Source organism: Cytophagales bacterium, assembly GCA_033344775.1.
GTDB lineage: Bacteria > Bacteroidota > Bacteroidia > Cytophagales > Cyclobacteriaceae > JAWPMT01.
Genome location: JAWPMT010000002.1, coordinates 835276 through 862138, shown reverse-complemented (window position 1 = coordinate 862138; position 26863 = coordinate 835276). Strand labels below are relative to the sequence as shown.

The following is a 26863-nucleotide window of genomic DNA, read 5'->3' as shown; positions in this document are numbered from 1 at the left end:
TTATCCATGGTTAAGCACTTTATCTTTTAAAGCCGCAAATTCATCGAGGACTTCATCTCTTAAATTTTCTGTCGAGGTTTCAGCAGATTGATCTGGAATCAATGAGGCGATTTGTTCAATGGTCTGGTGAGCGAAAACGTCAGCGATCGTTATGTCAGCATTGAAGGCTTTATTGATTTGGCTCACGATATTGATCACTTTGATCGAGTCACCACCTAAAGCAAAATAATTGTCATTGATGCCAATTTTCTCGACCTTCAATACCTCTTTCCAGACTTGAGCTAATTGCTCTTCAGTCTCATTTCTCGGCGCAATGTATGCTTCCTGAGCAGTAGCTTCCGGCTCTGGCAAGGCCCTCAAATCCACTTTACCATTTCCGGTCAATGGCATCCGTTCCAGATGTATAAAGTATGCTGGGATCATATAGCTCGGAAGCTGCAATGACAGGTGGTTTCGTAACGTACTAACTGACAGTTCTTCTTCGGACACATAATATCCCACCAGGCTGACATTAGTCCCTTCACCCCAGTTGGTAACTATTGCTTCTCTTACCCCTTCATGTGCCAATAGATGCGTTTCAATCTCTCCCAATTCGATGCGATATCCTCTCACTTGAACCTGATTGTCGATCCGGCCCAGGTATTCCAAATCTCCATTAGGTAACCAGCGACCTGCATCTCCAGTCCTGTACAATCGGCCTCCTGGTTGATACGGATTCGGGATGAATTTCTTCACTGTAAGTTCCGAGTTATTCAAATAGCCTCGGCAAACGCCATCGCCTCCTACATATAACTCCCCTTTCACACCAGGCAAACACAATTTGCCATGATCATCCAACACATACACCTGAGTCGTTGGAATGGGCTTACCAATGTTCGACACACTAGATGATAAATCACTGGATTTCAACAGCTTGTAAGTAACATGCACGGTAGTCTCCGTGATTCCGTACATGTTGATCATCTGTGTATCAGGATATTTTTCTTGCCAGGACCTGATGGCACCCGGAATTAGCTTCTCACCTCCAAAAATTACTTGACGAACCAGTAAGGAACTGTCACCCTTCAGTTGATCTTCTGTTTGCAGGTTTTGAAATGCGGTTGGTGTCTGGTTCAGGATCGTCACCCCATGTTTCACCAACAGTCGACGATACATTGACGGGTCCTGTGCTTCTTGACGGGATAGCAAAACCAACTTACCTCCATGCAACAACGCTCCATACATCTCCCATACAGAGAAATCGAAGCTGTAAGAATGGAACATGGTCCATACATCGGACGGACCAAAATCAAACAAGGGGGACTCATTGAAAAATAAACGAACCACTTGTCGATGCTCAATCATCGCTCCTTTCGGACGGCCGGTCGTACCTGAGGTGTAAATGATATAAGCCAAATCACTGCTTGTGGCCTCTTGAGTCAGGTTATGTCCTGAATAGTTTTGTATTTGATCATCAGATACCAATACTACCTCTCGACTTTCCAACAATTGTTGACGTAAAGAAATTTGCGTCGCAGTGGTTAAAACCATCTGGCATGCACTATCATCCAACATATAACCAACTCGCTCGTCCGGATGAGTCGTATCGATAGGCAAATAACATCCTGAGGCCTTCAATACTCCAAGAATGGCTACAACCTGTTGCAGGGGATCATCCAATAACAAGCCAACAATGGATCCCGTAGTTACTCCCTTGTCTTTTAGATAGCCTGAAAGCTGATTTGATCTAACATTCAAATCATTGTAGCTCACTGATTCTTCTCCGTAGATAAGGGCCACTTGATCAGTTTGCTGCTTTACTTGTTCCTCGAATAATGAAACCAGCGTTGCCGTGGCTGGGTAGCCAAAGTCTGATAGATTGTATTGATTCAGAAGCATAGTTCGCTCCTGTTCTGATAATAATTCAATTTCCGACACGGCCACCGAATGGTCAAATGTGACACATGTAAGTACTTCTTTTAAGTATCCCAAAAATCGTTCTGCCGTATCTTGAGTGAACAGTTCTGTCGAGAATTCGAGCTCGACTCGCAAGTTTTCAGCCAGTTCTGCCACAAAAAAGGTCAGGTCAAACTTTGAGGTTTTATGAACGATAGGGTATCCCTTCAAAGTAACTCCTGGCACTTTGAGCTCCTGTGCCTCAAAATTCTGAAAGACAAACATCACATCAAACAGGGGGTTCCTGTTGGGTTCCCTGCTCACTTGCAATAAGTCGATCAGGTCTTCATACTGGTAGTCCTGGTGGTCAAATGCTCGGAGCGTTCGTTCTTTTACCTCCTGCAAAAATTGTCTGAAGGTCTTCGCCCCTGATACGTTGTTGCGCAACACCAGCGTGTTCACAAACATCCCGATCATCTCTTCCAAATCCGTGTGGTTCCGACCTGCCGTCGGTGTACCTATCACTATGTCTTCCTGATTGCTCAGCTTGCTCAACAACACATTCAGCGCCGACAACAATACCATGAACATAGTCGTCCCTTCTTCTCGCGTCAACTGTTTCAAGGCAGCCGTCTCCTTCGCCTCCAGCATGAACCCTATCTTGCCACCACGATGTTCCATCAACCGCGGACGTGCATGATCTGTCGGTAACTCCATCACCGTCACTGGCTCGGAAAATATTCCCTGCCAATAGTCACGTTGGGCTAACAGCCCTGATTGGTATGCCTCACTTCCCTGCCACTGCGAATAATCCTTGTATTGTAAGGATAGTGCCGTCATCTCCTCACCCTGATACAACCGCATGAAGTCTCCGATCAGTATCCCCTGTGAGGTGCCATCACTCACAATGTGGTGCGTATCTACCATCAACACATGGTCCGCTTCCGATACACGGATCAAGCCTACCCGGATCAATGGGGCTGTCGACAGATCGAAAGGCCGGATGAATGCCTTCACCAGTGAACTGACCTCTGATTCTTCTGCTTCGTAGCAAGCAATATCAAGTGCACAGTCCGCATGTACCCGCTGTACCACCTCTTCACCTACCATCTCAAAGGAGGTTCTTAAGGCTTCATGACGATCAACCAGTTGCTGTAAGGCATACGCCAATTGTTCCCTGTCCAAATCCCCCTCAAACCGTACCACCTGTGGCAGGTTGTATGCCAGAGAAGACCGGTCAAACTCATATAAAAAATATAACCGGCGCTGTGCCGATGATAACCCGTAATGTGGCTGCTCCTCTGCCTTAGCTATCGATTCATGACTTTGGCCTTCCTGATCCGATAAGTACGAGGCCAGTGAAACAATCGTCGAGTGCTTAAAAAAGTCCACCAACGAAATGTCCACCTGAAAGTGCATGTTGATCCGACGCGTCATCGTCAACGCTTTCAAGGAATCTCCTCCGATCTCAAAAAAGTCATCCTCTACCTCCAGGTCAGTCTTGCCAAAAAAGGACTGCCATAATTCCAGTAACCCAGTCTCCAGATCACTGTAACTACTTATTGACAGCTCTTTGGTCGATGCTTCCTCCTTGTCTGCAGCTGTGTCTACCGATGATGGACTCAGACTTACCACTGCCTGAGGCTGATCTCGATTGGCCATTGGGTCATATCGGGTAATGAAAACCTCAGGCCGGTTCAGTTTCAAGCTCCGCTTCAATAAATCATAACCCTCCTCCGGGGTGATGCTGTCCTCACTCAAGTTGAACCGCTTCGCTGCAATCTCTCTGGCTGCTATGCCCACCTCTGACCACTGGTTCCAGCCAATGCTGATCACCTTGCCTTGTTGTACCAATGACTGTGACCGGGCAAAGGACTCCAAAAACAAATTGGCCGCTACATAACTTACCTGACCAAACGGGGCCGATACCGATGAAAATGAGGAACAATACACCGTAAAGTCCAACTCCTTGCCCTCCAGGGCTGAGGTCAACGCGATCGTACCATAGATCTTCGATGAAAAGATCTCCTCACAATCCTCCCGGCTCCGTTTATGGATCACACCTGCAAAATCTCCAATACCCGCCGTGTGGATCACACCTCGTATCTGACCTGTCTGCTGGGTAATCCTGGTGAGCTCTGATTTAAGGGCCGCCGCGTCTGTCAAATCAATACTGACATAATACACCTCACCTCCTCGTTCCTCGATCTTCAATAAAGTTGCTATGGTACTGTATTGTGGATCTTCTTCTTTATTTTTCTTATTTAATGTTAGCCATGAAGCCCAATCGCTTTTGGGTGGCAATGTCCTTCGACCCAACAAGATCAACTTCACTCCGGGTACCTCTTTCGATAGTTGATCAGCATAGGTCAACCCTACTCCACCCAGACCTCCTGTGATCAGATAGACTCCTCCTGCTACCCATGAGAGTTCCTCATTATTGGCTGGTAAGTCCACTATCTTTTGACGTAACGAAGGCGTAAACCTTGTTCCGTAGCGATAACTCACCAGCTGCTCACCATCAGAATAATGGAGCTCATCCAGCAACGAACCAATCAATTCTTCGTCACCATCTACCCTGTTGAGGTCTATGTTGCGGCAACTGATGTTTGTATATTCCTTCGGGATCACCTTTACCGCTCCCAACATCGGGGACTGGTCCGCCAAAACAGCTTCCTTTCCCAATACCTGATGTAATCTGTGGGTCAGTGTCGTGATCTCTACCCGATCCTTGCCTACCCATTCGCTTACTGAACGCGTCAGGTCCAGTAAACTGAAATAGCTCTCTCCTAGCTTCTTACGGTACGATTCTAAACGTATCTGTGGTTCCTCTACACTCAGCCCCCAACCGAATATGATCCGCACATCTTTCCCTTTACGGTCAATCGACCCTAACAGTCGATCATAGTGATTCCTGTCTTCTGGGTCTATCGTGAAGGCTGTTTCCTTCTCTTCAAAAGAAGTGCCTTTTCGTACCTCAATAACTGTATCTCCTTTCGCATTCAATGACGACAATAATCCGTCTGCCAGGCCTTGCCAGGAATCGTCACAGAAAAACAAGGTGAGGTGTTCTCCTTTCTCTCCTAAGCCGTGCCCTTCCTTGATCAACTCCGAGGATTCCCATGAGGGCACATACAGGCATTCCGATAAAGATGTGCTCACCGGACGCTGTACCGACATCATCTCCATGATCATCTTCGTCGCATCGACATTGGCTGGGTATTGCTCTTTTTCAAAGGAATACGTCGGTAAGGAAACCTTCTTCCGTTCTTCATTACCGTAAAAGGCACTCCAATCTGGTTGGTGACCATGAACCCACAGTTTGCCCAATCCTTCAAAGACACGCTTGAAGTCATTCTCCTCTTCCTTCGGATGCCCCAACATATTCACCACCTGATGGCCTCTGCCTTTCTTAGGATGAGCGCCAACAAATGATCCCAGCGTCTTGCCGGGGCCTACCTCCACAAACAATACATGCTCCGAGCTCATCAACTCCCCGATCCCTTCGGAAAACTTCACCGTATGACGCAGATGTTTCAACCAGTAGTCTGGTTTACTTACCTCTTCATAGCTCGCCTCCTTCCCTGTATAGTTCGACATAAATGGCGTCTGAAGTTCAGAAAAAGTCACCCGCTCCAATTCCTCACGATAAGCATCCAGCATACCATCCATCATCTGGGAATGGCCCGCATGCGAAGAGCGTACCGATTTTGTCATGATGCCTGCTCCTTCCAGCAGTGCCTGAAATGCATCTACTGCCTCAGGAGGTCCCGAAACCACACACGAGGTGGCACTGTTGTGCGCAGCAAAGGCAATCTCAGGGGCCTGATCTAAATAGGGTTGTAAATCCTGCGATGAGATCGATACACTCAGCATCTTTCCAGCAGGCATCTGCTGCATCAGCTCTCCGCGACGAACAATCAAACCTAAGGCTGATTCCAAACTCAACAACCCACTGAGGCAGGCTGCTATGTATTCCGCATTGCTATGGCCAATCATGCTGTCTGGTTGAATCCCCCAGCTCATCAGAAGTTTTGCCAGGGAATACTCAAAACTGAACAGCAGCGGTAATGCATTCTCCAGGTCATCAATACCCGTCGAACCCTCTGAAAACACAACCTGCTTCAAATCCCGGCCACTCAGTTTCGTGATGAGCTCAAAACATTGATCAATGGACTCCCGGAAGGATGGTTCCCGATCATAGAGATCACGGCACATGTTCACATGCTGTGAACCCTGACCCGGAAACATGAAAACAACTTTGTAGTTCGTCTTTTTACTCAACGCTTTAGTCCCACGAGAATCTTGCATCTCTCGCAATTGGACAATCGCCTCTTCGCGATCCCTGCAAACCAGCACTTTCCGGTGGGAAAACGATTCCCGGCCCGTGTTCAGCGTATAAGCGATATCCGATAAAGACGCTTCTTCCGCGTTTTCCAAGTATTCCAAAAGGTGCGTCGCATTCCGCTGGAGCGCGCCTGAGGTCTTGCCTGATAACTTCAGCAACTGATAGGAACGTTTCGATTCCGTCGAGCTTACTTCCGGAGCCTCCTCCAGAATCACGTGCGCATTCGTGCCGCCGATCCCAAAGGAGCTCACACCCGCGCGCAATGGATAGCCTTCAACTTTCCAGTCCTTTAACTCCGTATTCACATAAAAAGGTGAAGCATCGAAGTTGATCTTGGGATTGGGCCGCTCAAAATGCAAACTTGCCGGAAGTTGACGGTGCTTTAATGACAGCACGGTCTTGATGAATCCTGCAACTCCTGCGGCCGCATCTAAATGTCCGATATTCGTCTTTACAGAACCCAAGGCGCAGTATTTCTTCTCACTCTTGCCATAGGCAAGGGTCAACGCTTCTATCTCAATCGGATCTCCTAATGGGGTGCCCGTGCCATGCGCCTCAATGTAACTGATGCTCTCCGCTGGCACATTTGCCATTTTGCGTGCCTTCAGGTGGGCTTGATACTGACCAATCACGCTTGGTGCCGTATATCCGACTTTATTACTACCGTCGTTGTTGACCGCACTCCCCCGGATCACCGCATGGATGTTGTCTTTATCCGCTATGGCATCTTTGAGGCGCTTCAATATCACTACACCAGCACCTTCTCCCCCGATCGTTCCGCTCGCATTGGCATCAAAAGCACGGCAATGTCCGTCTTTCGAATAAATGCTCCCTTCCTGATATAAATATCCGTTTTTACTGAGGTTACCGACACTAACACCTCCCGCAATCGCCATGCTGCACTCTCCTAGCAACAAGCTCATCGCTGCTCTTTGTATCGCCACTAAGGACGTAGAACAAGCCGTATCAACATAGATGGAAGGGCCACTTAAATTAAAGAGGTAAGACAATCGCGTGCATAGGTATTTGATATGGCTAAGGTGCCCCAGACTGAAATGAGGTACCTTGCTCTTATTCATGTTTTCCAATGCCGCATAATTCTGCCAATTGACATTATCAGACCCTCCTGCAAAAACGCCAACCTTGTCCTTGTTTTCAGACATGATGTAACCTGCATCTTCCATGGCACCCCAGACACATTCATGGAAAACCCGCATCTGTGGATCCATCAAACTGGCTTCATCTGGCACATAGCCAAAAAACGAAGCATCGAAGTTCTCTTTGTCTTCCAGATAGCTGTTCGCTTTTACATAATCAGGATTGGACAGGAGGGTTTTTTGTTCACCATTCTCAAGTAATTCCTCATCCGTAAAAAAACTGATCCCTTCAACACCATCAATGAGGTTGTTCCAATATTTTAAGTGACAATCTGCACCAGGAAACTTTCCAGCCATGCCAATTACGGCAATTTCCATTCCATTGTATGCCTTCTTCATTGTTCTAGTTTAAGTTCCTGATTAAATTCTCAAACAAATCAACTTCTGCATCCGATTGTTTTTCATACTGTTCAACATCCAATTCTCCTTCTCTAAGAAAGTTCCGAATGGCTGAAATTGTGGTGTATGTAAACAATTGTGCGACTGATATATCAGAAGCAAATTCTCTTGCGATCATCGACTTGAGTTTGATGATTTTCAGGGAGTTACCTCCTATTTCAAAAAAGTGGTCATTTACGCCAATCGCCTCCGTGTCCATGTCAAGTACCTTGCTCCATATATGTACCAGTTTTTCTTCTACCTCGTCCGTCGGAGCCATGTAATCCTCACTTCCACCGATCGTTGGATCAGGTAAGCTCTTTCTATCAATTTTACCGTTTGAAGTTAGCTGGAAGCTATCGACCTGTTCAAAAAATGATGGTAACATGTAATCAGGGAGCCGCTCCATTAAATAACTTTTAATGGTCTTGGATGAGATCTCCTTTTCTGACAGGTAATAACCTACAAGGTATTGATCACCTTGCGTTCCTTTTGGAAGAACTACTGCTTCGGTGATGTCATCATGATTCAGTAATTGACTTGCTATTTCGCCAAGTTCGATGCGGTATCCTCTTATTTTAACTTGATCATCTACTCTCCCCAGAAAGGTCAAATTTCCGTCAGGTAACCATCGGACCAGATCTCCGGTCCTATAGATTCGATCACCCTCCAAAAATGGATTTGCCAAAAAGCGTTCATCGGTCAAATCCTTTTGACTTATATAACCTGCACTAACACCTTTACCGCCGATATAGAGCTCACCGGTTACACCTCTGGGTAACAATTTCAAGTGCTTGTCGAGGACATAGTATTTCACATTACCCAATGGTTTCCCGATCGGTACATTACCCGATGATGGTAAAGCTGATAGCGAAGTTTCGTAGAAACTGCTATCAATGGTAGCTTCTGTGACGCCATAGGAGTTCACAATGCGAATCACATCTCCAAAATCTTCAAGCAACCATTGGAAATCTGCGACACTGCACACATCCGAGCCCAGAATCAGCAACTTCATAAAGTCGATATTCAGGTTATTTTCCCTGATGTAGCTCATCAATGGTACAATAAGCGAAGGTGTGGACTCAAGGATATTGATCGATTCCTGACTCAGGATATCGTACAGGTTTTCTGGTTCCAACCGAATATCCTCCGGACATACCACCATTTTTCCACCACTAAGCAGTGCGCGAGCCACATCGCCGGAAAAAACATCGAATGAAAAACTAGCCATCTGCAGCAGGTTGACTGACAGGCGATCTAATCCATAAGCATCAAACCATGATTGGGTAACATTCAAGTAATTCTCATGATTGACCATCACTCCTTTTGGCTTACCAGTAGATCCGGATGTGTAAATCACATATAAAAGATCCTCTGGAGTATTAATTCGTTCAGGGTTTTCGGCGGACTGTTCCATGATTGAAGCATCCGCCATATTGATCACCAGGCCATTAAATTGACATTTAGATGACTGATTGCTATTGGTCAATACCAGCGCAACGTTACCATTAGACAAATAATAATCAATTCGATCTGAAGGTAAGGATGCATCAATCGGCAAATAGGCTCCACCGGATTTGATGACGCCCAACAGGGCGACTACCATGTCAGCACTTCTGTCCATCAAGAGCCCTACGACATTGTTTCGTCCAATTCCCTGGCTTCTTAAAGTGTTTGCTACTTGATTTGATCGTCGGTTTAACTCCTGGTAGCTGATGTATTTTCCTTCAAAAACAAGTGCAGTGGCTTCCGGCCGAAGCACTACCTGACTCTCAAAAAGTTGCTGGATTGAAATATCCTTATCAAACGCCAACTCTGTTTGATTATACCCATTGATCAGTTCGTCTTTTTCGTCACTTGTAAGCGGATCAATCTCTCCAATGACAACATCCGGATTATCAACGATGCTATCAATTATTTGATTGAAGTATCGTATGAATCGCTCGATGGACCCTCGTTCGAATAATTGTGTAGAATACTCAAAAACGAATCTCAGCCCTTCCTTCAATTCGAGTACAGATAAAGTCAAATCAAACTTGGCGATTTGATAATCAATTGGATACGCTTCCAAAGAAAGATCAGGGATTGATAATGAAGCCCTGTCAAAATTTTGATACGAGAACATCACATCAAATAAGGGGTTGCGACTGGTATCCCGAACTACATTCAAAGCTTCTACCAGATCTTCGTACTGGTATTCCTGATGGTCGAAACTTTCCAAAGTACCTCTCTTCACCGTTTGCAGGAACTCGGAAAAAGTCAGCTCAGCCTTCGGATAATTCCTCAAAGCCAAGGTATTGACAAACATTCCGATCATCTCCTGAATATCCACGTGATTTCTTCCGGACGTTGGAGTTCCGACTACAATGTCTTCTTCATTGCTCAATTTATTTAGCAGCACATTGAAAACGGATAAAAGGATGATGAACATCGTAACCCCTTCCTTCTCACACAAAGCGACAAGTTTTGACTCAGTGGACTCATTCAGGGAGAAACTCATAATATCACCCGAAGCGTCCCATACAGCAGGTCTTACGTGATCCGTCGGAAGATCGAGCACAACAACATCTTCGCGAAACACCTCTAACCAATGGTCTTTGGATCTGGAAATACGTTCCAGATGTTCAGTACTTCGTTGCCATTCTGAAAAATCCTTATAATGCAATGAAGGCAAGTCACGGCTTTCTCCATTGTACAAACTCATGAATTCTCTGATCAGCAACTCATGAGATGTTCCATCGCAAATGATGTGGTGCATGTCCACAATCAGAATGTGATTGGTCGATGATACTTCAATAAGACCTACTCTGAAGAGCGGGGCTACTTCTAAATCAAATGGACGAACAAATTGATCAAGTATGGTCGAAACACCTGCCTCAGTAGAATGGTAAACTTGAATGCTAAATGAAAAATCATCATGCACTTTTTGCATAACCTCATCATCGATCAGGTGGATAGAAGTGCGCAAAATCTCATATCGTTCGATCAGACCAAAAAAGGCCCGTTCAAGTCTTATTTTGTCCAATTCCCCGGTTAGTCGAACTACCTGAGGCATGTTGTACGCCAATGAGTCTTGGTCAAACTCATAAAGGAAATACAACCGCTGCTGGGCAGATGAAGTAGCGTAATAGTCCCTGTTCTCCACCTTAGCAATCGCCATATGAGCGTCTTTCGACAGCCCGGAAATATGACCTCCGAGACTTCTTATATTTTGAAAAGTAAAAATGTCTTTTACCCTGACCTGTACTTCCAGCTCTTTAGACAATTGCCCGACCAGTATCATGGCTTTAAGGGAATTTCCTCCTAGCTCAAAGAAGTTGGCCTCGGTTCCAATAGCTGCGGCGGCTATATCCAGCACACCTGACCAAATCTCGACAAGCTGGGCTTCCAAAGGTGTCTCAGGTGCCCGGATTTCCGTCTTTCTTTTCTGCAATCCTTCTTCCCATTCCTTTCGCAATGCCCTACGGTCTGCCTTTCCATTACTGTTCTTAGGAAACCCATCCATGAAGTGGTAATGCACCGGGATCATGTAGTTAGGAAGTATTCCCGACAAATACTGATTGATCTGTTCAGGTTGAGTATTCGATCGGGCATTGAGGCATGCTCCCAGGATATTTGTCTTCTGATCATAGAAGACCACAACTTCCTCCACGGACGGATAACTGATGATATGAGATTCTATCGCTCCCAACTCAACTCGAATACCCTGGATCTTTACTTGATTATCCCTACGACCAACGAATGAATAGTTACCATTCGGTTCTTTAATGGCAAGGTCCCCTGTTCGGTAAAGAAGCTCATCCGGTTCAATACACAAGGGATGATGGATAAAACTAGTGCTCGTTAGCGCAGGATCTTTGTAATAACCCAATGTCTGGTAGGGTGTACGTATGCAAACTTCTCCTGTGGTTCCCGGTGCAACCGCGTTGAGACTGTTGTCCAGCAATACTGCAGTACAGCCAGGAATGGGTTGGCCAATCGGTATATCTCCTTTCTGATCACTTTGATAATCAATTGCATAGGCAAACTTGACCATGGTTGTCTCTGAGGGACCATACAAGTTCACCAACTGAGCTGTTGTTCCAAACGTGTCGGACCACCGCTTCACGTCTTCTCCATAAATCGCTTCTCCAGACATTAACACATGTCGGAGGTGTTCCAATGGACGAACTGAAGATTGAGTCATTAACTCTCTAAGCAGCGACGGACCACAATGCATCAAATTGATCTCATGCTGATCGAGCCAGCTTGCCAGCTCATCAATTTTCAAGATGCCTTCCGTTCTCGGAGGAATGAATAAGGTTCCACCAGAACATAATGGCACAAATAAGTCCCTGAAAAATGCATCAAACGTCGGTGTGATCAACTGACTGACCTTCGCTTCTACTTCCAGACCTAAATAGTTGATCTCCCAGTCAATGAAGTGATTGAGGCCTTTATAAGCCCCAAGTATAGCTTTCGACTTATTCGTTGAACCGGAAGTGAAGTAGACGTAACAAGGTTGTTCCGGATCTAAAGTCGGGTCCTGATAGGAACTCAAGTCGAGATCAGGGTTCTCGGAAACAAAGGAGGCAGCCAGGGTCCAGTCCAGTTTCGTTTCTGGTTTTAGATCATAAAAGCAGACTTTGGCAGATATGGCCTGTATGGATGATTGCAGAGAAGCTAACCGGTCAGCCGATTTTTCGTCGAGTATGATCCAACTCGGCGCATACGCAGCAATCAGTTCCGATATCTGATCCTCAGGAAGGTCATTCGAAATCGGCACAAATATTTTTCCTGCTCTTAATACACCAAGCGCTGACACAATCATCGATACTGGTGTCTGGGTCATCACAAAACACAAATCATCCTGCCCCACTCCATGGTGTTGTAAGTGGTGAGATAATTTCCTTGTGCTTTCTTCCAGTTCACCGTAAGACCAACGCTTGTCTGGTGCCTTCAAAGCAGGCTTGGCAGGATTTGTCGAAACCTGATCAAGGAATCGCTTAATGACATTATCGTGTTCAGGATAAGCAACGCTTCCTTTATCGAATACGGTCAGCAAGTCTTTTTTGTCTTCCTCCAGCAAAATCGATAAATCACGGAGCTTAGCATCAGGATTCGCAATTAGGTCAGAAACAATTTGCCTGAATTGCCTGGTGAACCGCTCAATCGTGGCGGTTTTGAATAGATCCGTAGAATACTTTAACTGGAAGTATACCTGTTGCCCGGATTCCACACCCGTTAAGCTTAAATCGAATTTGGCTTCCTTCCCATCAAGGCCTTGACTTTTCAAAACCAAACCAGGAATCTCCAATAATGAGCGCTCGAAATTCTGGTAAGCGAACGTCACATCGAACAACGGATTTCGACTGGTATCACGTGTCACATTCAATGCTTCTACCAGATCCTCGTATTGGTATGCCTGATGGTCGAAGCTGTGCAGTGTACTCTCTTTCACAGACTTTAAGAATGCTGAAAAACCAAGATCCGGCTTTGGATAATTCCGTAACGCCAGGGTATTGACAAACATCCCGATCATTTCCTGAAGATCGGGGTGATCCCGGCCTGAAGTAGGCGTACCAATCACGACATCTTCTTCATTGCTCAATTTGCTCAACAAAACATTGAAAACAGCAAGCAACATCATGAACATGGTGACCCCTTCCTGTTCACAAATAGATTTCAACGATGCTACTTCATTTTCATCTAAGAAGAAATCGAAGGATGCACCTGCATTGCTTTTCGTATTTGGACGGGGGAAATCTGAAGGAAGATCAAGTACACTTCCTTCACGATCAAAGACATCCATCCAGTACGCTTTCGAAATCAACAGACGCTCTTGTCGACTGCTGTCGTGTTGCCATTCTGCATAATCTTTGTATTGCAGCCTTAATGCGTCAGAAACCTTTCCTGAATAGATACTCATGAAGTCATCAATCAAGATTCCCTGAGAAGTACCATCACTTATGATATGGTGCATATCGACCACCAATACATGAACCTTATCGGATACGCGAATCAGACCTACCCTTAAAAGCGGCGCTTGTCCTAAATCAAAAGGTCGAACAAACTCCTCAATAACTGCTGGAATTTCATCTTCGCTTGAATCATAGCGTTCAATTGCGAATACAGCATCATCATGCACCTTTTGTAAGACCTGTCCATCAATCATATGAAAAGAAGTTCGCAAGACTTCATGACGATCTACTAAACCGCGAAAAGCCTGTTCCAATCTTGAATGATCAAGTTCTCCTTCGAGTCGCACCGTCTGAGGCATGTTATAGGCCAGGGAGTCTTTGTCGAATTCGTACAGAAAGTACAACCGTTGTTGTGCCGATGAAGTGGCATAATAAGGCTTATTTGATGTCCGTGTGATCTCGACAAAGTCACTTTTGGTCAAGCTGGATATATGCGTGGAAAGGCTCTTTACATTTTGATAAGTAAACAGATCCTTCACCGTTACGGCAACCTCCAGGGCCCTGGACAATTGACCCACTAATATCATGGCTTTCAGTGAATTTCCTCCAAGTTCAAAGAAGTTGGACTCTGTTCCGATGGCTTCAATCTCAACTTTAAGGACTCCTGACCAAATCTCGACTAATTGTGCCTCCAAAGGAGTCTCAGGCGTCCGGATTTCTGCCTTTCTCTTCTGTAAGGCCACCTCCCATTCCCTTCGCAATGCCTTGCGATCCGCCTTTCCATTACTGTTCTTAGGAAACCCTTCCATCAGGTGGTAATGAACTGGTATCATGTAGTTGGGAAGTATCCCAGACAAATACTGATTGATCTGCTCAGGTTGGGTGCTAGATGGGGCATTGACACATGCTCCCAGGATATTTGCCTCCTGATCATAAAATACCGCCACTTCTTCGACGGACGGGTAACTGATGATATGCGTCTCTATCGATCCTAATTCAACACGAATACCCTGAATCTTCACCTGATTATCCTTACGACCTAAGAATGAATAGTTGCCATCTGCTTCCTTTATCGCCAGGTCACCTGTTCTGTACAAAAGCTCATCCGATCCAACACACATCGGGTGATGGATAAAACTCGTGTTCGTTAGTTCCGGATCCTTGAAATACCCCAATGTCTGGAAGGGCGTTCGTATGTAAATTTCTCCTGGGGTTCCAGTTGCTACCGGATTGAGGCTGTCGTCCAGCAACACAGCAGAACTTCCGGGTATAGGCTGGCCAATGGATACATCACCCTCCTGATCGTTTTGATAATCAATTTCATAGGCAAACTTGATCATGGCTGTCTCTGAAGGGCCATACAGGTTCACCAATTGAGCTTTTGTGCCAAACGTATCAGCCCACCGTTTCACATCTTCTCCATAAATCGCTTCACCGGACATCAAAACATACCGGAGGTGCTCCAGTGGGTGTGCCGATGATTGGAACATTAATTCTCGTAGTAGCGACGGACCGCAATGCATCAAAGTGATCCTATGCTGGTCCAGCCATGTTGCCAACTCATCTACCTTCAAGATACCTTCCGCTCGCGGAGGAATGAATAAAGCCCCTCCTGAACATAATGGCGCAAATAAGTCTCTGAAAAAGGCATCAAAAGTTGGAGTGATCAATTGAGTGACCCTCGTTTCAGCTCCCAGGCCTAAATGATTGATTTCCCAATCAATGATATGATTCAGACCTTTATAAGCCCCCAGTATGGCTTTTGATTTATTCGTCGACCCGGAAGTGAAGTAAACATAGCAAGGTTTTTCCGGATCTAAAGTCGGATCCTGATAGGAACTCAAGTCAATATCAAGGTCCGCGGAAACGAAGGAGTCGGCCAGGAACCAATCCTGTTCAGTAGCTGGTTTTAGGTCATAAAAGCAAACTTTGGCAGATATGGCCTGTATGGATGATTGCAGAGATGTTAACCGGTCAGTTGATTGTTTGTCGATTATGATCCAACTGGGCGTATACATGGACATCAGTTCCGAAATCTGATCCTCAGGAAGGTCATTCGAAATCGGAACGAATATCTTTCCTACCCGCAAAACACCAAGAGCCGAAACAATCATCGATACAGGCGACTGGGTCATCACAAAACACAATTCGTCCTGCTTCTCACCGTAATGCTGCAAATGATGAGATAATTTCCTTACGCTTTCTTCCAGTTCACCGTAAGTCCAGTGCCCTTCTAGTGCTGTCAAAGCAGTCGAGTCAGGATTTGTCGCAACCTGAGCAAGGAATCGCTCAATGACATTGTTATGTTCGGGATATGTTACGCTTTCTTGTTCGAATGCCTGCTCGAACGCTATTCGATCTTCGTCCAATAGGATGGATATTTCTGAGATCATCATGTCCGGATTGCGGACAAGCTCAGTGACCACCTGTTTGTACTGACGTGCGAACCTCTTTATGGTCTCCTCCTTGAATAACTGCGTGGAGTACTTCATTTGGAAGAGTACCTGTTCCCCGGACTCTGCTCCAATGAGGTTCAGATCAAATTTGATTTCCTTTCGACGCAGGTCATAATCTTTTAAAATCAAGCCAGGCATTTCCATGACTGAAACCTCAAAATTCTGATAAGAGAACATTACATCGAACAATGGGTTACGGCTGGTATCCCGCACGACATTCAATGCCTCTACCATGTCCTCATACTGGTATTCCTGGTGATCGAAACTTTCCAATGTGTTTTCTTTCACCGATCGAAGGAACTCGAGAAAGGTCAGGTCGTTTTTAGGATGGTTGCGTAACGCAAGGGTATTAATGAACATTCCGATCATCCCCTCAAGATCTGCATGGCTACGACCAGATGTTGGTGTACCCACCACCACGTCTTCCTGATTACTGAGTTTGCTCAAAAAAACATTGTATACAGAAAGCAACATCATGAACATCGTTACACCTTCCTGTTCGCTGATGGTTCTTAAAGCCCTGACCTCCTTTTCTCCCAGAGCAAAGTCATATATAGCCCCTGCGGTTCCTTTCACTTTGGGTCGCGCATAGTCCGAAGGCATGTTGAGGGCACTTATTTCCTCGCTAAATAAATCCATCCAGAACGCTTTTGCTTTTGCTAACCGGTTCTGGTGGCCATAGCTTCGTTGCCACTCTGAATAATCTTTGTAATGAAGCGTAGGTTGGGCTAATTCCTCTTCTTTGTACAGGCTCATGAACTCTTTGATCAGTAGTTCGTGAGAAGTACCATCATTGATGATATGATGCATATCCACGAGCAGAATATGATCCTGAGGACCTATTTCTGTTACTGCCACTCTGATCAACGGGGCTTTGCTTAAGTCAAATGCCTGAATGAATTTTTCCAGAACAGAAGGTGCCTTTTCTTCTGTTGACTGAAAATAGGAAATATGAAAATCGAAATCTTCATTTACCTTTTGAACGACCTGATCATCGATCATATGAATGGAAGTCCGCAAGATTTCATGACGTTCAATCAATCTTCGGAAAGCTTGTTCGAGTTTCGAACGATCCAACTGACCTTCCATCCTAACCACCTGAGGCATATTATAGGCCAGGGAATTGCTATCGAAATTATATAAGAAGTAAAGTCTTTGTTGGGCTGACGAAGTGGCATAAAACTCTTTTTCCGGCGCCTTCGGAATCGCTACATAATCGCTTTTCGCGAGGCTGGAGATATGAGTCGATAAACTTTTTATGGTTTGATAAGTGAAAAGATCCTTCACCGGCACAACCACATCAAATTGCTTGGTTAACTGAGTTACCAAAACCATTCCAGTCAGAGAGTTTCCGCCCAGATCAAAGAAATTGGCATCCGTCCCAATAGCATCCTTCTTAATATCTAGTATTTCACTCCAAATGGAGATCAGTTGTTCTTCCGTTTCAGAGGCAGCTTCAGTTTTAGATTCGTCAACCTTAATTTCCGGGTCAGGCAAAGCCTCTTTATCCAACTTGCCATTGATGTTCACCGGAAAGGCTTCCAAAAAGATAAAACTTGTTGGAATCATGTATCCTGGCAAGCGCTGGGAAAGGTGCTCCCGGAGTTCCTTATCAGCCACTTCTGCCTGAGCTAAATAATAGGCCACCAGCACATTTTCCCGGCCCAATGGCTTGAGCAATATAACTACCTCTTCAATCGATGAATGACTGATCAGATGGTTCTCAATTTCCCCTGCTTCTACACGGAACCCACGTACTTTCAGTTGGTCATCCGAACGGTCCTTAAACTCGATGGAACCATCCTCCAGCCATCTACCCAGGTCTCCGGTTTTGTATAGTGTTTCTCCCTTCAAAAAAGGATCTTCCACAAACTTTTTGGCAGTTAATTCAGGATTATTCAAGTAACCTCGGCTAAGACATGCACCTCCGATGTATATCTCTCCTATTACTCCAGTTGGTTGGAGTGCACCATCTTCATTCAATATATATGTTCTTGAATTTGCGATGGTTTGCCCCAATGGCAAGTGCGTCAGCGATGCTATGGATGGATCAAACTGATAGACATGTGTAGTTACAGTAGCTTCGGTCGGGCCATAAGAATTATATACGTCAAAATCTTTTGAATACTTACTAGCGATATGGACCGGGCATTTTTCACCACCCACCACGATCCTTTTCAAATATGGTGTAGGCGCTATCGTGACATTAGCCAGAAAAGACGGAGTAATATCCAGATGGCTCACCTGATGTTGCTGAATATAGTCATTGAGCAGATTTCCGTTTAAGAGTGTGGTCTCATCCGCGATGACCAGTGCACCGCCAGTAAGCAAGGCGAGCCAAATCTGTTCTACCGACGTGTCAAAACTCACGTTCGAAAACAAAAGCACCTTTTCACCATTGTCAAAAGTATACTTTTCTTGAAGTGAAATGATCAGGTTGATCACCGACCGATGTTCTACCATCACCCCTTTGGGTTTGCCAGTAGAGCCCGAAGTGTAGAGCACATACGCCAATTGCGAAGCATCATGATTCGTCTGGTGATCTGAAAGCCTGGGCTCCGTAACAGGATCATGAATATCCATTACTTTAAGCTGTTGGGCATATTGATCAAGCCATTCACTTTCAGTTAGTAGCAAGCTCGCATTGGTGTCTTCAAGCATCAACTTGATGCGATGCTCAGGTAATTTAGGATCGATTGGTAAGTAAGCGGCACCAACCTTGAGGATAGCCAACATCCCAACAATTAGCTCGTGAGATCGATTGATCATCAACCCTACGACATGACCAGGTTTGACACCAGCCTCAAGTAGACGAGCAAACTGCAGGTTTACCTGATCCTGTAATTCTGAATAGCTCAGTAATCGATCGTTGAATACGAGGGCAGTTTGGTCAGGCCCTTGTTTTACACGGTTTTCAAAAACTTCCGTGAGCGTCTTGTTCGCATCATAGTTCCTGCTTGTATCATTGAATACCTGGAGCTGTAATTGACGTTCTTCTGTCGAAAGTATGTCAATATCTGAAAGCAAGACCTCTGTGTTTGCGATCACTGCATTGACAACTTGAATGAAGTAATCAGTGAATTTTTGAATGGTCACTGATTTGAATAGTTCAGTCGAATATTCAAAAGTCAATTGCATACCACTGGGTTGCTCAATGGCCGTGAGCGTCAGGTCAAACTGTGACACCTCATGACCAAATGGATAGGATTCCATTTCCAAGCCGTCGAAAGCCAGGGTTTCCGTATCGAAGTTTTGATAGGAGAACATCACATCAAAAAGTGGATTTCGACTCTTGTCTCTCTCTACCCCCAATGCTTCAATAAGATCTTCATACTGGTAATCATGATGGGCAAAGCTGCTTATCGTTTTGTCTTTCACCTTGGAAAGGAACGAACCGAAAGACATATCTCCCGCAGGATGATTTCTTAAGACCAATGTATTCACAAACATTCCCAGCATTCGCTCCAGGTCAACGTGATTTCGTCCAGCAGTGGGAACACCAACAACAATATCTCGTTGATTGCTGATCTTACTTAACATCACATTGAAAATGGCCAGGATCGTTGTGAACATGGTCGTGCCCTGTTCACCACTTAACTCCTTTAACCTGGCTGTTTGCTGATCATCTAGCTCAAAACTTAACTTACTACCTGAGAAGTCCTTTTCCTGTGGCCTTTCATAATCATAAGGTAATCCAAGGACATCAGGTTGCGAGGCAAATTCTTCTAACCAATACTCCTTCTGCTCAGCCAATTTTTCCTGGCTATCCGTGCTATTGATCCATTCCGCATAATCTCTGTATTGTAAAATCTGATCTGGTAATGATTCCCCATGATAGACTTGCATGAACTCCTCAGAGAGAACGACATGTGACACCCCATCGCTGATGATGTGATGCATATCTACTATCAATAAATGATGGTCTTTAGCAATACGGATCAACCCAACACGAAACAGGGGTGCATTTTGCAGGTCAAAAGGTCTTACAAACTCATTAATAATTCCAGAAATATCACTTTCATTCCCAGAGAAGTGCATGATCTCAAATGGAACTTCCTGGCTGATATTCTGAATAAGTTCATTGCCAGATAGTTCGAAGGAAGTCCTTAATATTTCATGACGTTGGAGTAAGCTTTCAAAAGCATTTTGTAATCTGTCGATTTCCAGTGCACCCTTCAATCGAATGACCTGAGGCAGGTTATAGGCGAGCGATTTCCTATCGAATTCATACAGAAAGAACAACCTTCTTTGAGCTGCCGTCGCAGCATAGTATTCTTTGATGATAGACTTGGGGATGGGCTTATGTTCACTTTTCTCCAATTTGGATATGTAGTCGCCCATGCTTAGGATATCCTGATGAGCAAAAACTTCCTTTACCGGTAATTTGATATCGAATTCCTTAGAAATCTTGTTTGCCAGGACCATCACCTTCAGCGAATGCCCACCTAATTCAAAGAAGTTTGAAGTGACACTGATTTGATCATTCTCCAACTTCAGCACCTCACTCCACAACCTGACCAGTTCTTCCTGAATATCGGAGGATGGGGCTACATATGCTGATTCTGAAGCGATTGTAACAGCGGGAAGCGCCCTTCGATCCAGTTTTCCATTTTTAGTAATTGGAAGCTGGCCAAGGTGGATAAAATGTGCCGGAACCATGTATCCCGGCAATCGCCCGGAAAGATGGTCTCGCAATTCTGAAGGCTTTAGTTCATCTTCCGATACATAGTAGGCAACCAACACCTTTTCGCCTTCTTGCTCGATCACTAATACCACGGCCGAACTGATCACCTCCAGCAAAAGCAGGCAATTTTCAATCTCCGGCAATTCTATCCTGAAACCCCTGAGCTTGATCTGATCATCGACTCGACCTAGAAATTCAATTGTTCCGTCGGGAAGCCACTTTGCCAGGTCACCGGTTTTATAAATTTTCTGTCCTGCCTCAAATGGGTCATCGACAAATTTCACGTTCGTGAGTTCCGGATTATTCAGGTATCCCCTTGTCAATCCGTCTCCTCCAATGCACAATTCACCCACCACCCCTTTCGGCTGTAATTTTTGATACTTGTCTAGAATGTAAATTCGGGTGTTATTGATCGGTACTCCCAAAGGAATATTCGACTCGTAATCCTCCGTTATCTTGTGACAAATCGAAAAGGTAGTCCCTTCAGTAGGTCCATATCCATTGATCAACTGAAGCTGAGGATGTAATTCCCTGGTTAGATTGATGTGATGAGGGCTCAACGCTTCACCGCCTACGATCAATTGTTCCATTCCCGAAAAAATCCCTGCATCTTCATTCACACATTGGTTGAAAAGGGAACTGGTCAGCCACATCGTATTGACGGAATGAGTGAACAACAACGTTGTGAACTGCGTTACGTCAAGTAAGTGCTCATCAGAGGCAAGTACAAGTTTTCCCCCATGCAACAAGGATCCCCATATTTCGAATGTACTCGCATCAAAAACCAGCTTACCCGTGCCCAAAATCATCGTGGAGGATGATAGCGCTACATATTCCTGGCCATATAACAACCGTGATATGTTCTTTTCAATGACCATCACCCCTTTCGGATTCCCTGTTGTACCAGAAGTGTACATGACATAGGCCAGTTGATCCGATGTTCTGCCCACGTTTAAGTTGTCCGTAGCGAGATCTTTTCCTATCTCTTCCAGGTTCAACACCTGACGCCCTTTTTCTAATGTTTCGGGAAAGTCACCCTGACTCAGAACGATCCTTGATTTGCTATCACTGAGCATGTATCCCAATCGTTCTTCCGGATAGTCCATGTCCAGCGGCAGATAGGCTCCCCCTGCTTTCAAGATTCCCAGGATACCAGTTATCGCGGCGATGGTTCGGTCGGCATACAGGCCCACCAACTCTTCCGATGACAAACCTTTCTCCCGAAGCACCCTTGCTATTTGATTGGCTCGAGCATTCAGTTGGCTGTATGTGATCTGATCACCTCCTGATATCAATGCCACACTACCTCCCGAGGTAGCTACCTGTTTCTCAAACAAATTAACAATTGACTGGCCTTTAGGATAGTCCACCTTTGTTGCATTGAATGCGTACAGTAACTCTTCCTTGTCCGACGGAGAGAGGATATCGATATCAGCGATCGATATCAGGGAATTCCCAGTTACTGCATTGATAATCCTTTTGAAGTAAGTGACGAAACTGCTGATGGTCTCTTCCTTGAATAAGGAAGTAGCGTATCCTATATCCAGTAAAAAATGGTCATCGGACTCTGTGACCGTAAATGTCAGGTCAAACTTGGCGAGATTATGACCGTGGTGATACGGCTGCAGTGATATCTCTGGGATTGAAAGTGATTCTCGTTCAAAGTTCTGGTACGAGAACATCACATCAAACAATGGATTGTGACCCGTGTCTCGCGGCAAGCTTAATGCTTCAACTAACTCTTCATATTGGTAATCCTGATGCTCAAAACAAGTCAATACTTTCTCCTTCACATTGGATAAGAAATCCAGATATTTCAGATCTCCATCCACCTGATTTCGAAGGACCAACGTATTCACGAACATCCCCAGCATTTCTTCTAAATCCGCATGATTCCGGCCAGCTGTTGGTGTACCGACGATGATGTCTTGCTGATTACTCAACTTATTCAGCAGTACATTCAACAACGACAACATGGTAATGAACATCGTTGTACCTTGCTCTTCACTCAACGCCTGCAGGCCGGATGTCTCATCGGCAGTCAATGGAATACGCAATGTTGCGCCTGAAGTATCCTGAAGCTTGGGTCTGACAAAATCTGTCGGTAACTCCAGCAATTCAGTCTCTTCCTGAAACTCATTGAGCCAGAATTCCCGCTGAGTGGAAAGCTGCTCCTTTTGGGCATCACTTTGCTGCCATTCCGAATAATCCTTGTATTGAATCGACAATTCGTTTAATTGGTCTCCGTCGTAGAGACGCATGAACTCCCGGATTACCAAACCTTGAGAAATACCATCGGTGATGATATGGTGCATATCAACCATCAAAATGTGTTCCTCGGCAGACATTTGAATCAATCCGACCCGTAATAAAAGTGGGTTGCTAAGGTCAAATGGGCGTATGAAGTCAGTGATGATCTTTTTTGCTCCTTCATGATCGGACTTGTGTTTTTCAATTTGGAAATGGTAATCATCGACAGGTCGCTGCACTACTTCCTCATCAATTACTTCGAAAGCCGTTCGAAGCACCTCATGGCGTTGAACAAGGGCTTTGAAAGTTTCTTCAAGCCTATCAGAATCTAACTTGCCTGCTACCTTAACAATCTGGGGCAGATTGTAGGCCAGTGATTCTTTGTCAAACGCATGAAGAAAATACTGGCGTTGCTGCGCGGAAGAGGTCTTATAGTAGGGTTTTGACGGGGCCGCAGAGATACTTTGTTCCTCATTGCCCGACAATTCTGTTAGATGAGAAGCCTGACTTCTAACATCTTGATAGACGAACACAACCTTTACAGGAAGTCTCACCGCGAAGACCTGAGAAATCTTATTGGTCAACGCCATGGCCTTTAGCGAGTGACCTCCTAATTCAAAGAAACTTTCTTCAACACTGATCAATTCCTTGTCGAGCGCTAAAACCTCACTCCAGATACTGACCAGTTTTTCTTCGATCTCGGTATAGGGGGCAACATAAATCCCACTCGTACCATAGTCTGGTTCCGGAAGTGCCTTCCTGTTGAGTTTTCCACTATTGGTAACCGGAAACTTTTCTAATTGTACATAGTTAGACGGCACCATATACTCCGGAAGGCGCTCCGCCAGGTAACTTCGAACGTCAGCAGAGGCTAAACCTTTGTTAGCCGTAAAATAACCAACAAGTAGTTTCTCTTGTCCTCGGTTTTTTAATAGAACAGCCGCTTCCTGAATCTGATCATGCTCCAGTAATCCGCTTTCAATTTCTCCCAGTTCTATCCGAAAACCTCTTATTTTAACCTGATCGTCCTGCCTTCCCAAATAGGCTACTTCTCCATTAGGTAGCCAATGTGCCCGGTCTCCTGTTTTATATAACCTTTCACCGTCAAAATATGGATTGTCAATGAATTTTTCATCTGTCAACTCTTCTCTTTTGACATATCCATCAGCCAGACCGATACCCCCAATACATAGCTCCCCAATGACACCTTTAGGTTGTATATTGTTATACTTATCGAGAATCAGATAACGAATATTCTCTAATGGCCGACCAATAGGAACTAACGCGTGATCACCTAATGATGACAAGGAATAGCTGCTGCTAAAAATTGTTGCCTCGGTAGGTCCGTAAAGATTTTCTAATTTGATATGAGACTCCAAGGAAGCAAAGTGTCGGGCTTGCGATGCGAGAATCGCTTCCCCTACAGAAAATACATAGCGAACCGTTGCTACATCAGCTAAACCTCGATCCAATAGACGATCCGTAAAAACAGAAATGACAGATGCCGATAAATTGATATGTGTGATCCCATATTCGCCTATGGCATCCACGATCTTATCCATGTCAGACTCATCACCAACTGGCAATAATGCCAGTGCTCCCCCTCGCTGGAACCAACCAAACAATTCAGTCAGTGATACATCAAATGTATAGCTCGTCTTGAGCAAGTAGCGGTCTTGATTGCCGAAAGGATAGCGTTTATGTAAGCTGAGCAACAAATTTGTCAGCGGCTTGTGACTTACACGTACACCTTTCGGTAATCCGGTACTGCCCGAAGTATACAACAAATAAGCCGGCGATTCAGGTCTGCTTCTATTTTCAACAGTTTTTGATGGATAATCCGGGTTTGAGGCCAGTTCTTCCAGGATTAACAGAGGAATGTCTACCTCAAGAGTCCCAGCCCTGTCTGAAGCTACCAGTATCATCGATGCCTGGCTATCATCCAGAATGAAGTTTATCCTTGCTGGTAAGGTAGATGGCTCTATGGGTAAAAACGTACAACCACATTTGAGGCATGCATACAAAGAAGCAACCATGTCAAAGCTGCGGTTACTCAAAATAGCAACTACTGCTCCTTCTTTGACTCCATTTTCTACCAATGAAGCTGCCATTGCATTGATTCGATCAGCAAACATGGCATAAGTCAGCTGCTCATTCCCATTGATCAGCGCGATGCTATCAGGCGTACTTGCCGCCTGTCGCTCGAAAATATCAATGACTGTTTCGTCGAGAGAAAATGCCGTTTCTGTATCGTTAAATGAAAACAGTTGTTCGTGTATCTCCGCATCAGACAACATACCGATCTCGGCAATTTTTACCGTTGGCTGGTCCAGTATCTGGTCCAGGATTCGATTGAAATAGTCAATGAATCGTTCAATTGTCTTTTCTTCAAAGAGTTCTCTGGAATATTCAAAACTAAATGATACCTCTCCGTCAGATTCGGAACCGTAAAGAGAAAGATCAAATTTTGATACCTGATGACCATTTTCATAAGGGCTTATGTCCAGCCCTGGCAGGCTAAAGGAAGTTTTCGCCTGATCCTGAAAGGAAAACATGACATCAAACAGGGGGTTTCTTCCCGTATCTCTCACAAGTCTTAGTGATTCGACCAGTTCTTCATATTGAAAATCCTGGTGATCGAAACATTGGATCACACGTTGTTTCAGCTGTTCAAGGAATTTGTCAAAACCAAGATCTCCACGTGGATTATTTCGTAAGGCCAGGGTATTGATAAAAGTGCCTAGAATATCTTCCAGGTCTATGTGGTTTCGACCTGCTGTAGGTGTCCCAACTACCACATCTTCCTGATTACTCAACTTGCTTAGCAAGACATTAAATGCCGCCAAAAAGGTCATGAACATCGTAGCTCCGTGTTCCTGATTGAATCTCCTTAACTGGTTGGTTTTCTCAACATCTAACTGGAATGTTTTTATGGCCCCGGCATATTGTTTCAGTTTTGGACGTTCACGATCATAAGGCAGTTCCAGAATCTGCACTTCATCAGCAAATAAGTCCATCCAAAAAGCCTTGTGCTCTTCTAATTGAGATTGACGACTGTCACTTAATTGCCATTCCGAGTAGTCTTTGTATTGCAAAGAAGGCAACGTCAATGAAGCACCCTCATACAAACTCATGAACTCTTTCATGAATATGGCCTGAGCAGCTCCATCAATGATGATATGATGCATATCGACCATTAACAAATATTGCTTAGGGTCCATCTCCACCAACCCTACTCTGATCAACGGACCTTCCGCAAGATTAAAGGGTCGAATAAATCGTTTGATCAAAGTCGGAATTTCTTCTTCTTTCTGCTTAAATCTTGAGATCGTAAAATCAAGACCTTCACTTATCTTCTGTGCTACTTCATCACCAACTCTGATAAAAGACGTTCTTAATATTTCATGACGGTCCAGCAATTGACGAAACGCGCTTTCCAACCGGACTTGATCCAGGTTCCCGTTCAATCGAAGGAGATAAGGCATATTGTATGCCAATGATGCTTTGTCGAATTCGTAAAGGAAATACAATCGCTTTTGCGCAGAAGAGGCAACATAAACCTCTTTATTTTGAGCCTTCGGAATGGACGAAAAGGATTTTCTTGACTTCAAGAAAGTGATCAACTCACTTTTATTGCTAGCAATCTTATCTCTAAGATCATCGGTCAACTTACCTTCGTATACAGCAAGTCTCAGGTTGTTATTGTCGTCTAGATACAAACGGTGATTACATTCCTTGATCGTTTTGAATAGCTCAATAATCTCATCGCTTGGGGCTGTCGGGGTAATATGACTAGTAGGCTCTATCATTCAGCG

General features: G+C 44.8%; 2 protein-coding genes. Both read right to left on the bottom strand.

The window, feature by feature from the left end; translation table 11 throughout:
- Nucleotides 1–7719, bottom strand: a complete 7719-nt coding sequence (locus R8G66_07730) for an amino acid adenylation domain-containing protein (GenBank protein MDW3192238.1) — start codon at nt 7717–7719, stop codon at nt 1–3.
- A gap of 4 nt (nt 7720–7723) precedes the next feature.
- Nucleotides 7724–26857 (bottom strand): non-ribosomal peptide synthase/polyketide synthase, encoded by a 19134-nt coding sequence (locus R8G66_07725; GenBank protein MDW3192237.1) that lies wholly within the window; start codon nt 26855–26857, stop codon nt 7724–7726.
- Nucleotides 26858–26863: the final 6 nt, after the last annotated feature.

Bases quoted from the DNA above. Each gene is read 5' to 3' on its own strand.
- R8G66_07730 (MDW3192238.1), bottom strand. From the start codon at position 7,719: ATGAAGAAGGCATACAATGGAATGGAAATTGCCGTAATTGGCATGGCT.
- R8G66_07725 (MDW3192237.1), bottom strand. From the start codon at position 26,857: ATGATAGAGCCTACTAGTCATATTACCCCGACAGCCCCAAGCGATGAG.